The sequence below is a fragment of the Delftia deserti genome, from assembly GCF_042653485.1.
Lineage (GTDB): Bacteria > Pseudomonadota > Gammaproteobacteria > Burkholderiales > Burkholderiaceae_C > Comamonas > Comamonas acidovorans.
Window position 1 is genome coordinate 5,029,255 of sequence record NZ_JBHSIH010000001.1, and the last position, 15,032, is coordinate 5,044,286.

Annotated in this window: 12 protein-coding genes; 6 read left to right on the plus strand and 6 right to left on the minus strand. The window is 61.2% G+C overall.

From position 1 onward, the window contains the following. The first annotated feature begins 37 nt into the window (after positions 1–37). The 4 genes from ACFPFG_RS23905 to ACFPFG_RS23920 all read left to right on the plus strand — a co-directional run bounded on the left by ACFPFG_RS23905 (position 38) and on the right by ACFPFG_RS23920 (position 4,504). On the plus strand, positions 38–970 hold the full coding sequence (locus ACFPFG_RS23905; protein ID WP_197955119.1) for a methyltransferase domain-containing protein: 933 nt from the start codon (positions 38–40) through the stop codon (positions 968–970). After that, entirely contained in the window at positions 939–1,988 is a 1,050-nt protein-coding gene (gene wecB / locus ACFPFG_RS23910; RefSeq protein WP_380108572.1) for a non-hydrolyzing UDP-N-acetylglucosamine 2-epimerase, read from the plus strand. Before ACFPFG_RS23905 ends, wecB begins: the two co-directional genes overlap by 32 nt. Beyond that, positions 1,985–3,241: a glycosyltransferase gene (locus ACFPFG_RS23915; RefSeq protein WP_380108574.1), complete on the plus strand. Its 1,257-nt coding sequence runs from the start codon at positions 1,985–1,987 to the stop codon at positions 3,239–3,241. Before wecB ends, ACFPFG_RS23915 begins: the two co-directional genes overlap by 4 nt. 87 nt (positions 3,242–3,328) lie before the next feature. Then, positions 3,329–4,504, plus strand: a complete 1,176-nt coding sequence (locus ACFPFG_RS23920) for a glycosyltransferase family 4 protein (RefSeq protein ID WP_197955123.1) — start codon at positions 3,329–3,331, stop codon at positions 4,502–4,504. A 3-nt stretch (positions 4,505–4,507) separates the two neighbouring features. Here ACFPFG_RS23920 and ACFPFG_RS23925 read toward each other — a convergent pair whose 3' ends face one another. From ACFPFG_RS23925 to metK, 3 genes are all read right to left on the minus strand, one after another. After that, positions 4,508–6,361: a glycosyltransferase gene (locus ACFPFG_RS23925; protein ID WP_380108577.1), complete on the minus strand. Its 1,854-nt coding sequence runs from the start codon at positions 6,359–6,361 to the stop codon at positions 4,508–4,510. Positions 6,362–6,373: 12 nt separating this feature from the next. Then, the gene (locus tag ACFPFG_RS23930) at positions 6,374–8,368 is read right to left on the minus strand and encodes a tetratricopeptide repeat protein (RefSeq protein ID WP_380108579.1); all 1,995 of its coding nucleotides are present in this window, start codon (positions 8,366–8,368) and stop codon (positions 6,374–6,376) included. A 228-nt stretch (positions 8,369–8,596) separates the two neighbouring features. Beyond that, complete coding sequence (metK, locus tag ACFPFG_RS23935) at positions 8,597–9,778, minus strand: methionine adenosyltransferase (RefSeq protein WP_183019476.1); 1,182 nt, start codon at positions 9,776–9,778, stop codon at positions 8,597–8,599. A gap of 136 nt (positions 9,779–9,914) precedes the next feature. On the opposite strand from metK, the gene ACFPFG_RS23940 reads away from it, so the two are divergent. Both ACFPFG_RS23940 and ACFPFG_RS23945 read left to right on the plus strand, forming a co-directional pair. Continuing rightward, a complete protein-coding gene (locus ACFPFG_RS23940) occupies positions 9,915–10,766 on the plus strand; it encodes a lysophospholipid acyltransferase family protein (protein ID WP_183019475.1) in 852 nt (283 codons plus the stop codon). Beyond that, positions 10,763–11,629: a lysophospholipid acyltransferase family protein gene (locus ACFPFG_RS23945; RefSeq protein ID WP_012207400.1), complete on the plus strand. Its 867-nt coding sequence runs from the start codon at positions 10,763–10,765 to the stop codon at positions 11,627–11,629. Before ACFPFG_RS23940 ends, ACFPFG_RS23945 begins: the two co-directional genes overlap by 4 nt. Here ACFPFG_RS23945 and ACFPFG_RS23950 read toward each other — a convergent pair. From ACFPFG_RS23950 to zwf, 3 genes are all read right to left on the minus strand, one after another. Continuing rightward, on the minus strand, positions 11,623–12,534 hold the full coding sequence (locus tag ACFPFG_RS23950) for an alpha/beta fold hydrolase (protein ID WP_312373919.1): 912 nt from the start codon (positions 12,532–12,534) through the stop codon (positions 11,623–11,625). The two genes, ACFPFG_RS23945 and ACFPFG_RS23950, sit on opposite strands and share 7 nt — an antisense overlap. A 45-nt stretch (positions 12,535–12,579) precedes the next feature. Continuing rightward, entirely contained in the window at positions 12,580–13,332 is a 753-nt protein-coding gene (gene yihA, locus ACFPFG_RS23955; protein ID WP_013800744.1) for a ribosome biogenesis GTP-binding protein YihA/YsxC, read from the minus strand. Between the two features lie 223 nt (positions 13,333–13,555). Next, positions 13,556–15,010, minus strand: coding sequence for a glucose-6-phosphate dehydrogenase (gene zwf, locus ACFPFG_RS23960; protein WP_380108583.1), 1,455 nt, complete (start codon positions 15,008–15,010; stop codon positions 13,556–13,558). Positions 15,011–15,032: the final 22 nt, after the last annotated feature.

Here is a 15,032-nt window from a genome sequence, read left to right on the forward strand (position 1 = left end):
TCAGGCTGAATATTTTTATCTGGCAGGAGTAAATGGAATGCACATGCAAGGCACCGGAAGGATGGATGGGGGGTATGGGAGCCTTGAGGAGTTCAGGCGAGAGGTTATTCTCCCTTATCTGAATCATCCCATCTCCGCTCTGGAAATAGGACCATTTATCAGGCCAACGCTCGGAAAAGCAGAGGCTGATTTGAAAACACTTGATTGCTACGATACCGACGAGCTGAGACAGCATGCAATCCGCATTGGGGAAAATCCGGATTCAGTGATCCATGTGGACTATGTCTGCAAGGATGAGAATTATTGCAATGTGGTCACTGACGAGTTCGACATGATCATCGCAGCCCATGTAGCTGAACATGTAGTCGGTTTTGTCGGTTATTTCCAGACATTGCGAAAACTCCTAAAGCATGGTGGTCACTGCATGATTGTCCTGCCGGACAAGCGCTATAGTTTCGACAAATTCCGTAGTGACACAAGTCTGGCTTATCTGATATTTCAGCACTTGCAGCCGGAATTTCCTGCGAAGGCATTTCATGCCTTGGAATCGGCGATGTTGTACGACAAGGGTTATATCAATGCGGAGAATGTTGCTGAAGAGAGATTGAGTATTGATTCTTTGAGGAAAGCACTTGATGGATGGCATCCAGGTGTTCATTCCCATGTTTTCCAGTTCGAAGATGTGATAACCAAGGTGTTTGCCCCGCTGTGCGCGATGGGATTGATTGATTTCGATGTTCTGGAGGCCAGGATGAGCCACCAGTTTGGTGAGTTCGTTGTCGTTCTTCGCGCGGGTCGAGAGTGCACCAGTTGGGATTCCGTCAAGGATTTTTATTCATTGTCGCGAGACACTATTACTCCCAAAAGGGGATTGCTGCATGCGCTCGAGTCGAAAAAAAATATGCTGCGTCGTTGGTACTCGTCCAGAGGCAATCAAGATGGCGCCGGTGATCCGCGCACTAAGAAATGAGCCTTGGGTCGAGGTGCGAGTGCTAGCCACCGCCCAGCATCGCCAGATGCTGGATCAGGTTCTTGATTTTTTCGATATCAAGCCAGATATCGATATGAATATCATGAGACCGAATCAGACATTGGCGGAATTGACAGGGCGTCTGCTCCTTCAGATGGATGAGGTGCTGGAGTCTGAAGATCCTGATGCCGTACTGGTGCAAGGAGATACTACGACTGTGATGGCAGTTTCCCTTGCCTGTTTCTATCGCAGAATACCAATAGGCCACGTCGAGGCAGGGCTGCGGACATGGGATGTACAGAATCCATTTCCGGAAGAGGCAAATCGTGTGATTGCGGGAAAGCTTGCGCGCTGGCATTTTGCGCCTACGCAAGGTTCACGCCAGAATCTCCTCAGGGATGGAATGGCAGACAGCAGTATCACTGTGACAGGCAACACCGTCATCGATGCTTTGCTGATGGCCGCTGCAAAGGATCTGGAAATTGGCGTACCCATGGATCCGGAAAAGCGCCTGGTCCTGGTTACCTCGCATCGCAGGGGGAATTTTGGGGAGCCATTGCGTCGCATCTGCCAGGCATTGAAAACCCTTGCACGCCAGAATCCAGATGTTCAGTTTCTTTACCCGGTGCATCCAAACCCCAATGTCAAGGGTGTAGCCCATGAGTTCCTGAAGGATGAGTCAAATTTCATGCTTTGTGAGCCATTGGATTATGCGCCTTTTGTCGCGGCAATGAAGAGATCCTATCTGATTCTGACCGATTCAGGAGGCGTCCAGGAAGAAGCGCCTGCATTGGGAAAGCCGGTGCTCGTGCTGCGTGAGGAAACAGAGCGTCCTGAGGCAATTTCTGAAGGTGTCGTGAAGTTGGTGGGGGCAGATACTGAATTCATCGTGCAACAGACGCAACGACTGCTGCAGGATGGAATGGCATATAAGGAGATGGCGAGAGGTGCTTCTCCGTATGGTGATGGGAAGGCCGCTGCAAGAATAGTTTGCGTTTTAAGAGAGCAGATTCTGTGAAGATTCTGCTTGTTGCATATGAATTTCCGCCAATATTGGCTGCCCAGGCTCTGAGATGGTTTTATCTATCCAATGAGCTGGCCAATTTGGGGCTGGATGTTCATGTCATATGCCCGGACATATCTGCTGAGCATGCATTTCCAATGGATCTTGATGGGCGGATAACCATTCATCGCGTTTGGCCTGGGCCATTCATTGGGTTGAGTCAAAGGCTTGCGAGGAAAAAGCCTGGAAGGCCTGAAGATGTCACTGGGATAAAATCATCTCATACTTCATGGGCTTTTCGTGCCTATCGGTTGGTGCGATCGGTTCTGGATGCCGTCCTGTACCCTGATGTCAGATCTGAGTGGTATCCGTTCGCCCTTCGAAAAATGAGGAATTTGCTGAGGACGGAAAATTTTGATGTGGTGATAAGCTCCCATGAACCGGCAGTTGATATATTTGTCGGATCTCATGCTCGTCGCTTCAATATTCCTTGGGTCGTGGACTTGGGTGATCCCCTGCTGACTCCCTATTCGCCGCGCTGGAGGCGTGCAGTGGACTCGATGGCCGAGAGAAAAGTGGTCTCTTGCGCCACGTCCATTTGGGTAACAGCCGACAGCGTTTCGAATCTGCTGAAGCAGAGACATGGTGAGGGCATTGGGGAAAAAATATCCGTGCTACCGCAGGGTTTTCCATCCGGGCAGACGGATGTCATTGAGCGTCCAGGTGGTCGCCGGTTCCTTCTTGTGTTCACGGGTAATTTTTACAGAGATTTCAGAAACCCGGTCGAGCTGGCAAAGGCGCTTTCACTGATGAAGGATCTGGATATATCTTTTATTGTTGCTGGCAATAATTCTGCATTTGAAGACCTGTTTCATGGTGTGGACGGTGTGAAATTCCTGGGCCAAAGAAGTCATTTTGAATGCCTTGAATTGCAGCGACAGGCAGATGTGCTTGTGAATATTGGTAATGTGCAGAGTTATCAGATCCCAGGGAAGGTCTATGAGTATCTCGGTTCAAAAAGACCAATACTGCATATCCAGACTGGAGAAGGTTCCGATCCCGGTGCGGAATTGATCGAGAGCACGGGTGCGGGGATTGTTGTGAAGAACAGCCATCAGGAAATAGAAAGGGTGCTGCGCCATATGTGCCAGCAATGGATGAATGACCCGGGAAAGCTGATGGAGTGTAGAAAGGAGTCTCTCATTCAGGACCATTCCTGGAGTCGTCGGGCTGTTGAATGCAAAAGACTGTTGCAGAAAATTTTGTAGAAAGATGCTGGATGCCATGGAAATGGGGCCCGATGATGCCGCTGTTTATCTCCCAGGAGCAGCGGCTTTGCTCAATGGGATATGTGCATGAAGCTCGACGTTATATTTGCGGCTGATGCCCTTCGCCCTCCGTTGACTGGTATCGGTCGGTATACCTACGAGCTGGCAAGGCGGGTGAGATGCCATGAGGATATCGAGAGGTTGCGCTATTTTTCCTCTGGGCGTTGGGTCAGTGACCCCTTGGGTGCGATGGAGACATCGGACCATGTGTCCATCTCTCTCAACAGGAAGAAGGCGGCTTTGCGCGACAGGCTTGCAGGAAGCCGGATAGCCGTGCGTGTCTATGAGAGATTGGCACCTGCGATTTTTGAATGGCGACTGCGTGGTAACGAAAAATCTGTTTATCATTCTCCCAACTATATCGTTCCTCCCTTCAAGGGAAGGACGGTGAGTACCGTTCATGATCTTTCTCACATCATATGCCCACAGTTCCACCCACGGGCTCGGGTGGAATATATGAATATGGCCCTGGGTGACAGTCTGGCACGGACCAACCATGTCATCACCGTATCCGAAACAGTCCGGCAGGAAGTCCTGGCACACGGCTTGATGCCGCCGGAGCAAGTCACGGCCATTCATTTGGCCGCAGGGAGTGATTTTTTTCCTCACTCCTCAAAAATGCTGGAGCCGGCCATGACGGCCTTGGGCCTGAGGGCTGGGGAATATAGCCTTTTTGTGGGGACCGTGGAGCCTAGAAAAAATGTGGAGCGCCTCGTTCAGGCCTATGGAATGCTGCCGGAGAGAATGAGAAGCGATTGGCCATTGGTGATTGCCGGGGCCAGAGGATGGAATTCAGATTCCATTCATGCATGCATTGAGAAGGCGCAGGCGCAAGGGTGGGCACGCTATATTTCCTACGTTGACCAATCCTGGCTCCCTGCCTTGTATGCGGGTGCACGATTGATGGCCTATCCATCGCTCTATGAGGGCTTTGGCCTGCCCATTGTCGAAGCCTTGGCCAGTGGTACGCCGGTGCTGACATCCAGGGTGTCCTGCATGCCGGAAGTCGCGGGTGGCGCGGCTTGGTTGGTGGATCCTCTCGATCTGGAGGAGATCTCGCATGGCCTGGAGGTCTGTCTTGCTGATGAAAGATGGCAAGAGCAGGCCAGGGCGCTGGGGCTGGCGCGATCCGCGCAGTTTTCCTGGGAGAAGTGCGCAGAGCGTACGGTAGGCATCTACGCCCGGGTCGCGCAACTGGTGTGACGGCTAGCGTGGCGGGCGAAGCGGTCTTTGCCAGGCTCTGCCATGGGCAATGCTCAACAGGGAAGAGACTGCGGCATAGCGGACGGCATTGCCCCATGATCTGAAGATCTTGGAACGATTCACTCTTGCCGTATGCAATGGCAGGGCCACTTCTGCTATCCGCAGGCCTTGCCGGCGCATGAGCAGCAAGGTTCCTATGTCCTGGTAGTCCAGCATCGTGGCTTGCGTGGAGGTTGCCGTCTCCAGGGCCTGTCGGTTGTATAGGCGGAAGCCGGAAACGAAGTCCCGCAGGCCAAAGCCGGTCAGCCATCGAAACCACTGCCACGCGATGCGTCGTACCAGGCTGTTGCGCTCGGAAAAATAGGCAACGACCATGTCTGCCTGTTCACGCTGCGCCAGCAGGGCGGGCAGCTCCTCGACTTCATATAGGCCTTCGGCGTCGATGGTGACGACGGTCTGGAAGCCGTGGGTCTGCGCATAGCGCAGTCCGGTCTGCAAACTGCCCCAATTGGTCATGGCCAGCAATGGGCGCAGCACCCTGGCCCCGCATTCTTCTGCTTCATGGCAGGTCGCATCGGTGCTGCGGTTGTCCACGACCAGAACCGAGGCCTTCACCAGCGCATGTACACGGCGTATCAGATGCCCGATCTCGGTTTCATTGTTGCGTGTGGAGATGACGACCAGCAGATCCTGGCGTGGCTTGGCAGGGCGGGTATCCGGTGCCAGGCTGCGATAGTGGCGTGCCACGCTTTGCTCGCAGGGGCCGATGCTGAAGAAACGGTGCAAGGCCTTGTGCCCCGACTGGCCCAGCCGCTGTCGCAGGGCGGTATTGTGCTGAAGGCGCGCGATGCTGCTGCGCCACGCATCCTGGTCCTCGAAGGGAACATGCAGGCCGGCGTGAGCATGCGCAACCACCCAGGGCATGCCCGAGCCTGGGAGGTCGGTGACAAGACAGGGCTTGCCATGCAGCATGGCCTCCAGTAAGACGATGCCGAAAGCTTCCGTGCGTTCGCGTGAAGCAAGGCAAAAGATATCGCAGCTGGCGAACAGCGCATGTTTTTCCCCGTCGGAGACGGCACCCGTCAGTCGCACGGGTGTGGGTCTGCCTTCGGGGGTGCATTGGCGGATCAGTGCCTCCAGCGATGTGCGCAGCTCGCCTTCGCCCGCGATCAGCAACTCCACGCCAGGCATGGTCGACACGGCACGGATCAGTGTTTCAAAACCCTTGTAGTAAGTGAGCCGGCCTATGGAGAGCAGGCGCAGTCTCGTTTCTGAGCGCCAGCCCTGGCCGGGTGACAGCGCCGCAGGAGGAGGAATATTTCGAAGGTCCAGGCCCAGCGGGACGATCTCACATTTGCCACGCCAGGCGCGCAGGGCGTTGCTGGCCTCGAGATAGGGCGGCGAAGTGGCGAATACCTGTTGGGCCCGCTCCAGCAGGGCCTGTTCGAAAGGGCGGTACAGCATGTAGGCCAGGGCCACCGACCATTTGATGTTGGACACCACCACATCCGAGTGCCAGTGGATCACCCAGGGCACACGCCTGGCTATCGGCAGCGTGAGCGCCCACAACGCTGAATTGTTGGGCAGGTGCAGGTGCAGCACGTCGGGTTGGACGCGTTCGATGGCGCGGCCCAGCGCGCGCCGAAAGCCGATGGCCATCGGCGCATAGACCAGGTTGAACTGGACGGGGACGCGTTCCAGCCAGGAGGGATCATCCGGCAGTGGATCGCCATGGACCAGGGCATGGGCATCTATGCCCTGTCGCCGCTGCTCATGGACCAGGTCGGCGAGAAAGACTTCCATTCCGCCCCGGTAGGGAGGAAAGAATTTGCCGACGTGGAGGATGCGTAGCGCCATCGTGCGGGCTGCCTACTTCGCTGCGGGCGCCGGGCTCAGTTGATTGCGGATCTGTCGATACTGCGGATTCTGTGGCTCCAGGCGAATGGCCTGATCCAGATCCTTGAGCGCCTCGGGCAGATGGCCCAGACCGCGGTGGGCCATGGCCCGGCCATAGTAGGCCGGCGCGCTGGGGCTGCGGGAGATCAGGGCGTCCAGCAACTGTTTGGCCTGCGCGCTGTCGCCCTGGCCCACAAGGGCCAGCCCCAGTCCCACGGTCGGGCGGGGAGCGTTCGGCGATGCCTGCAGCAGACGGCGGAAGTCATCGGCGGCGATGGCGTATTGCTGAAGGCCTATGGCGACCTCCGCGCGCTTGAGGCGCGTGGCCTGCTCCATCTGCCTGGCGTTGTCGCTGTCCTCGGAAGGCTCATTCAGCGCGAGCGAGTAGGCTTCGAATGCGGGACGCAACTGGCCCATGGCCATCATGGCCTCGGCCTTCTGATAGTGCAAAGCCTGTCCCTTGAAGCCCTTGGACTGCGCTGCATCAAAGGCATTCAAGGCTTCGGTGAACTTCCTTTGCTGGGAAAGAATGGCCCCCATGTTGAACAGTGCATTGCCGCCCAGGTCCCCCAGGGCATTGGCTGTGGCGAAATCCTGTACGGCCTGGTCCAGCATGCCTTTGTCTGCGTGCGCGGTACCCAGGTTGAGAAAGGCGCGGCCACGGCCCACGGCATTGGCCGGGGCTTTCTTGTCGATCTTTTCGGCGGCATCCGCCCAGGAAGTGCCGGCGTCCTGCAGGGACAGCACCCGCTCAAAAGACAGGGCCCCAAACACAATGCCGATGAAGATGCCTGCGATATAGATGGTGCGAGGCTTGACCCCCGTCAGTGCAATGGCCACCAATCCCGGGATGGCGATGGCCCACAGGTAGCTGCGATAGAGCACGAAGGGATCCTGCAGCCAGACCGTCGCGAATTCAGTGGCATACCAGAGCAGCGGAAACAGAAGACAGAGGGCCACCAGGCCCATGACGCCCGGGCGTTTGAGCAAGGCCCAGACTGAGCAGGCCAGCAAAGCCAGATAGCCCAATGCGCCTGCAAGATGCCAGGCAGAGCCCAGGCCCAGGGGAAATGCCGGTCGCAGATCGACGGACATCCAGCTCACATAGGGAACGGCCCACAGAAAGCCATAGGCAAAGAACAGGGCTGCCTCGTTCAAAATGCTCAGTGGGTAGATCCTGGAGGTGATGCCGGGGTGCAGTGCTTCCAGCTGCCGCGCATAGCCCAGGGATTGCTCGTCAAAGATCTGGCCTACCAGTTGGCCGAAGAAATGGAAGACCGCTGCCGAGGCAATGGCCAGCAGCAGCAAGGTTGCACCGATGATGGCCAGGGCGGGTTTCAGGCCTGGGCGGCGGATGAAGAGGTAGAGCGGGACGACCATCGCGACGGTCAGGAAGGCATGCTCCTTGGAAAGCACGGCGAGCAGATAGCACACCAGGGCCGCCGCATGCCATGCGACCCGTCCGCTCTGAAGGCCTCGTACGAAGGACCAGCACGCCAGCACGGCAAACAGCGTCGCCATGACGATGGAGCGCTGGATGAGATAGGCGACGGCATAGACGGCAACGGGGTTGAGGGCGAAAAGTACCAGTCCCAGATGCAAGGCCGCATCGCGGGATGCCGGGAAATGGGGCTGCTCCTCCATGTCTTGGGGAAAGCGCGTATGTGCGATCAAGGCCTTGAACAGTGCATACAGGGCCGCCACCGTGGCCAGATGCAGGGCGACATTGAAGGCACGCTGCTTCCACCAGCCGGCTCCAAAGACCTGCTCGATCCAGACAAAGCTGCCATATGACAAGGTTCGCTGCTTGAATTGCAGCAGGCTGCCATAGCTTCCGAAAATGGTGCCATCCGTCAGGCGCATATCGTCGAACAGCAGGCCATTGCTCAGGCCTGGAAGATAGACGGCCAGTACCGAGATCAACAAAAGAGTGCTGAACCAGTAGATGGCTTTGGAGGAGGCTGCCATTGCTTCTTGTCTTCTCTCGGACGTGGCGAACTTCGAATGGATCGGCCACGGAGATGGCCTCGCTCTGGGAAAAGCGCTGGCAGTTTAACAGCCGAGAGTTGGTGGCATGCCCTCGTGAGCCGGGAGCATTGTGAGAAGGCGCGCAATGGAAAAGACCCCATGCCGCGATTCGCGCGGCATGGGGTCTTGTGTGCCTGATGCGGGGGCGTGAAGCCCCCTGCGGCTGGCTTACAGGCCGGCCGCGGCGCGCAGCACGGCTGCCTTGTCGGTGCGCTCCCAGGTGAACTCGGGTTCTTCACGGCCGAAGTGGCCGTAGGCGGCGGTCTTGCTGTAGATGGGGCGCAGCAGGTCCAGCATCTGGATGATGCCCTTGGGGCGCAGGTCGAAGTGGGCGGCCACCAGCTTGGCGATCTCGGCGTCGGGGATGACGCCCGTGCCTTCGGTGTAGACCGTGATGTTCATCGGGCGTGCCACGCCGATGGCGTAGGCCACCTGGATCTGGCACTGGCGCGCCAGGCCGGCGGCCACGATGTTCTTGGCCACGTAGCGCGCGGCGTAGGCGGCGCTGCGGTCCACCTTGGTCGGGTCCTTGCCGCTGAAGGCGCCGCCGCCATGGGGGCAGGCACCGCCGTAGGTGTCAACGATGATCTTGCGGCCGGTCAGGCCGCAATCGCCCTGGGGACCGCCGACAACGAAGCGGCCCGTGGGGTTGATCAGGTACTTGGTGTCCTGCAGCCACTCGGAGGGCAGCACGGGCTTGATGATTTCCTCGATGATGGCTTCGGTGAAGCTGGCCTTCATCTTCGTGGCGGTTTCCGACTGGTCGGGGCTGTGCTGGGTGGACAGCACCACGGTGTCGATGCTGTGGGGCTTGCCGTCCAAGTAGCGCATGGTCACCTGGCTCTTGGCATCGGGGCGCAGGAAGGGCAGGCGGCCGTCCTTGCGCAGCTGGGCCTGGCGCTCGACGAGGCGGTGCGCGTAGTAGATCGGCGCGGGCATCAGCTCGGGCGTCTCGTCGCAGGCGTAGCCGAACATCAGGCCCTGGTCGCCGGCGCCGGTGTTGAGCTCGTCATCGCTGGCCTTGTCCACGCCCTGGGCGATGTCCTGGCTTTGCTTGTCGTAGGCCACGAGCACAGCGCAGCCCTTGTAGTCGATGCCGTAGTCGGTGTTGTCGTAGCCGATGCGCTTGATGGTGTCGCGTGCGACCTGGATGTAGTCGACGTTTGCGCCGGTGGTGATCTCACCTGCCAAAACCACCAGGCCCGTGTTGGTCAGCGTCTCGGCCGCCACGCGACTGTACGGGTCTTGGGCGAAAATGGCGTCCAGGATCGCGTCAGAGATCTGGTCAGCCACCTTGTCCGGATGGCCTTCAGAGACGGATTCCGAGGTGAAAAGAAAGTCGTTCGCCATATGAATAAACTCCTTGGTTGCAGCTTTTTTGCTGGGCGCTGCCCAAGCTGCAGGAGCTCTGGCGAACGCTTTAGCAGAAATTGTTTAACGTCGCTCTGCAAGTTGCTCAGTTAACTCAGCGACACCCATCATTTTAATGCCATCCCTGTTCCGACTGTTTGCTGCACTGCCTTTGTGGCTATTGCACCCCCTTGGCGCGCTCATGGGCTGGGTGGCGTTCGCTGCTTCCACCACGTACCGGCGCCGATTTCTGGCCAACGCCCGGCAGGCCGGCTACGGTCTCGGCGCCGTGGCGCCGGCCGTGGGGCATGCGGGGCGCATGGTGGCGGAGCTGCCGCGCATGTGGATGGGCAGGCAGCCGAGCTGCGAGATGCACAACGAGGAATGCGTGCGCCGGGCCTACGCGGCCGGGCGCGGCATCATCTTTCTGACGCCGCACCTGGGCTGTTTCGAGCTGTCTGTGCAGCAGGCGGCGCGGCAATGGTCGGCCGAGCATGGCGAGATCACCATTCTCTACCGCCCCGCGCGCCAGCCCTGGCTGGCCCGCGTCATGGAGACGGCGCGCAACCGGCCCGGCGTGCAGGCCGTGCCGACCACGCTGGCCGGCGTGCGGCAGATGATCAAGGCGCTGCGCAAGGGCACGGCCGTGGGGCTGCTGCCCGACCAGGTCCCGCCCGAGGGGCAGGGCGTCTGGTCGCCGTTCTTCGGCCGCGATGCCTATACGATGACGCTGGCGGCGCGCCTGGCGTTGCAGACGGGGGCCGCGGTGATCGTGGCCCGTTGTGAGCGCTTGTCCTGGGGGCGGGGCTATGCGCTGTATCTTGAGGAGTTGCCCGTGCCCTTGTCCGAGAATCTGGAAGCTGCGGTGCAGCAGATCAACGAGGCGATGGAACACACCATCCGCCAATGTCCGCAGCAGTACCTGTGGGGCTATGCGCGCTACAAGCAGCCGCGCCGTGAAGCAGCTGCCGGCGAGGTGGGTGCATGAGCGGGCGCATCGGCGTGTGGCTGATGCGGTCGCTGGCCTGGATGCCGCTGCCGTGGCTGCGGGGTCTGGGTGCGTTTCTGGGGCGTGTGCTGTTCGTGCTGGCGGCGCCGCGCCGCAAGGTGGCGCTGCGCAATCTTGCGCTGTGCTTTCCCGAGCTGACCGAGGCGCAGCGCGTGGAGCTGGCGCGCAGCAACTTCATCGTCTTTTGCCAGACCTGGCTGGACCGCAGCTGGCTGTGGGCCGCGCCGCGCGAGGTGGTGGCCGAGCGCGTGAAGCTGCAGGGCGCCGTGCATGAGCTCGATGGCGATACGCCCACCATCCTGTTCGCGCCGCATTTCTACAGCATGGACGCGGGTGGCCTGGCGCTGCCGCTGCACACCACGCGGCCCTTCACCTCGATCTTTTCCACCCACCCGGACCCTGCGGTCGATGAGTGGTTCATGTCGGGGCGCCAGCGCTTTGGCGACGTGCGCATGCTCAACCGCGCCGACGGGGTCAAGCCCATCATCTCCAGCCTGCGCAAGGGCGGGCTGCTGTACCTGCTGCCCGACATGGACTTCGGCCGCAACGACTCGGTCTTCGTGCCCTTCTTCGGCGTGAACGCGGCCACCATCCCCTCGCTGTCGCGCTTTGCACGCCTGGGCCGGGCCAAGGTGCTGGGCATGTATACGCGCATGACGCCCACGGGCTACGTGGCCGAGATCACGCCGGCCTGGACGGACTTTCCCACCGACGATGCCGAGGCCGACACGGCACGCATGAACCGTGAGCTGGAAGCGGCGATTCGCACCATGCCCGACCAGTACTACTGGGTGCACAGGCGCTTCAAGACCCGGCCCGAGGGCGAGCCCTCGGTCTACTGAACGGGGCGGGACAGGAACTGCTCCAGCGCTTGCCGCACCGCATCGGGCTGCTCGTGCACGACCCAGTGCGAAGTGCCTGCCAGGTGCTGCACCGTCAGGCGCGGTACCCACGGCTCCAGACCTTCGACCAGGGCAGGCTGCAGCGCCGGGTCGCTGTCGCCCCAGAGCACATGCGTGGGCACGCCGATGTCCAGCATCTCGGGCGGCAGCCTCAGGTTGCGCAGTGCGTCGGCTGAGGCCGGATCTTCGGGCCGGGGCGGCACCAGGGGACTGGCGCCGTAGTAGTGGCAGGAGCCTTGCACGCCCAGGTCCCAGTGCTCGCGGTAGCGCTGCTGCAACTGCGGCGTGAGCCATCCGGGCAACTCGCCCTGCGGTGTGCGGAAAAATCCCAGCATGCGCTGCCAGCCGTTGTCGGCCAGCAGGGCGGGCGCGTCGGGGCGGCGCAGGAAATGCATGTACTGGCTTGCAGCCTGCTGCACGGGGTTGTCCAGCAACTCGCGCAGAAAGGCGCCTGGATGTGGGGCGTTGAGGATCATCAGCCGCTGCATCAACCCGGGATGGCGATTGGCCAGACCCCAGGCCAGGGCACCGCCCCAGTCGTGGGCGATCACGCAGGCGGCTGGGGCGCCAGGGCTTTCGATGGCGATCAGCGCCGCCAGATCCTGCAGCAGGTGCTTGGCCTTGTACTGCTCCACGCCGGCCGGCTGGCTGGAATGGCCAAAGCCCCGCAGATCGGGGGCGACGCAACGCCATTGCGTGCCGAACTGCTCCAGCATGCCTTCCCAGATGAAGCTGCCCTCGGGAAAGCCGTGCAGGAACAGCAGCAGCGGCCGGCCGGGTTCGCCGCTGACGCGGCAGTGCAGATGGATGCCGTGAGGCAGCTCACGAATGCAGGTGGTCACCATGTTGCGCTCCTTGCGGGGCGCTGGCTACACGAGCGCCTCCGGGCGCTAATCTTGGGGGCTGTCGCTCTCGCCGGGCGTCGCGGCTGCGACGTCCGCCTGCGGTGCAGCGGCGGCCGGCTGGGCCAGCCCTTCGGGATGGCTCCAGTGCCACAGCAGCTGGGCCACCTCGTCCACACCTTGCTTCTTCAGCGCGGAGAACATGCGCACCTCGCCACCGCCGGCATTGAGCCGCGTGATGGACAGCACCTTGGCCTGCTCGGCGCGCGTGAGCTTGTCGGCCTTGGTCAGCAGCACGAGGAACTTCAGGCCCTCCTGCACGCGCGGGCGCAGGGCATCGAGCAAGGCTTCGTCGAGTTCGGTCAGGCCCAGTCGCGGATCGCACAGCAGCACGATGCCCGTCAGGCTCTCGCGGCTGACCAGATAGTTCAGCATCACGCGCTGCCAGCGCTGCTTGTCCGTGCGCGACACGGCGGCGTAGCCGTAGCCGGGCAGATCGGCCAGCACGGCATCGGTCACGCCCTGCTTGCCCAGGGAGAACAGGTTGATGTGCTGCGTGCGGCCGGGCTTCTTCGAGGCGAAGGCCAGCTGCTTTTGCTGCGTCAGCGTGTTGATGCAGGTGGACTTGCCGGCATTGGAGCGGCCCACGAACGCGATCTCGGGCACATCGACCTTGGGAAGATGGTGCAGTTGCGCAGCCGTCGTCAAAAAGCGTGTCGTGTGCATCCATCCCATGGCGAGCTTGGGATCGATCAGGGAGGAGGTGGGGGCGGCATCGGCAGCCGGCGCAGCAGGATTCATGGTGTGGTCAGTCTCTCGGGGCCTCATTGTAGGTTCCCCCATGATTCAGCGTTTCTCACGGGCCATATGCCAACTGCGTGGGCCCATATGCAGGCGCGGCGCAGGAAGCTGGCGCTGTCAGGCGAGAGACGCCGAGCAAGAGCCGCCTCGCGGCGAGGGCGTCGTCCCCCTCCCTCGCGTAGCGAGTAGAGAGGGGGAAGGCGCGAAGCGCCTCAGGGGGTGCCTAAACCTCCTCGCTCCAGCAAAACCCATCCCGCGCAATCATCGCGCTGGCCGCGCTGGGCCCCCAACTGCCAGCCGCATAGCCGCGCGGCCCCGAGAGATCGTTGCGCCAGTGCTGCAGTATGGGTTCCACCCAGCGCCAGGCCTGTTCCTGCTCGTCGCTGCGCACGAACAGGTTCAGCCGCCCGGCGATCACGTCCAGCAGCAGGCGTTCGTAGGCGCCCACGCGCTTGGCGCCGAAGCGCTGGTCGAAGTCCAGGTTCAGGTGCACGGGGGCCAGCGAAGGCTCGGCCTGCTGCTGGGTGGCGCCCTGGGCCAGCAGGTGCAGCTCCAGGCCGTCCTTGGGCTGCAGGTTGATGACCAGCCGGTTGGCTTCGGACAGGGGCGAGCGGAAGATGGGATGGGGCACGGGCCGGAAGTTCACGACGATGCGCGCATCCCGTCCTGCCAGCCGCTTGCCGGTGCGGATGTAGAAGGGCACGCCGGCCCAGCGCCAGTTGCAGATCTCGGTGCGCAGGGCGACGAAGGTCTCGGTCTGGCTGCCGGCCGCCACGCCTTTCTCTTGCTGGTAGGCGGGCACGGGCTGGCCCTGGCTGGCGCCGGCCAGATACTGGCCGCGCACCACATGCTGGCCCAGCGCTTCCGGCGTCCAGGGCTTGAGCGACTGCAGCACCTTGAGCTTTTCGTCGCGGATGGCGTGGGCCGAGGCGTTGATGGGCGGCTCCATGCCGATGGCGCACAGCAGTTGCAGGGCATGGTTTTGCACCATGTCGCGCAGCGCGCCGGTCTGGTCGTAGAAGGCGCCACGGCTTTCCACGCCCAGTTCCTCGGCAATGGTGATCTGGATGTTGGCAATGGTCTCGCGCCGCCACAGCGGCTCGAATAGTGCGTTGCCGAAGCGCAGGGCCAGCAGGTTCTGGACCGAGGGCTTGCCCAGGTAGTGGTCTATGCGAAACACCTGCTCTTCGCGCAGGACCTTGCGCAGCGAGGCGTTGATGGCCTGGTTGGAGGCCAGGTCGTGGCCCAGCGGCTTTTCCAGCACCACGCGCGTCTGCGGGCCATTCAGCCCCACGGCGGCGATCTGCTCGCAGACCGTGGTGAACAGGCTGGGCGCAGTGGCCAGGTACATCACCACCGTCTCGGCGCCGCGCGTGTTCAGCGCCGTGGCCAGGCGCTCGTAGTCGGCGGGTTGCGACAGGTCCATGCGCAGGTAGTGCAGCAGGGCCGCGAAACGCGAGAACTCCTCTGGACTGGGGCGCTTGGACAGTTCCACCTTTTCGAAGCGGCCCTGGATGAGCGCGCGGTACTGGTCGTCACCCAGATCATCGCGACCCACGCACAGGATGCGTCCCCCCTCGGGGAGGGTGCCGTGGCGGAACGCCTGGAACAGCGCGGGCATCAGCTTGCGCCATGCGAGATCACCCGTGCCACCGAACAAAACCAGATCGAAACCCATGCTGTCTCCACAAGTTGGTGCA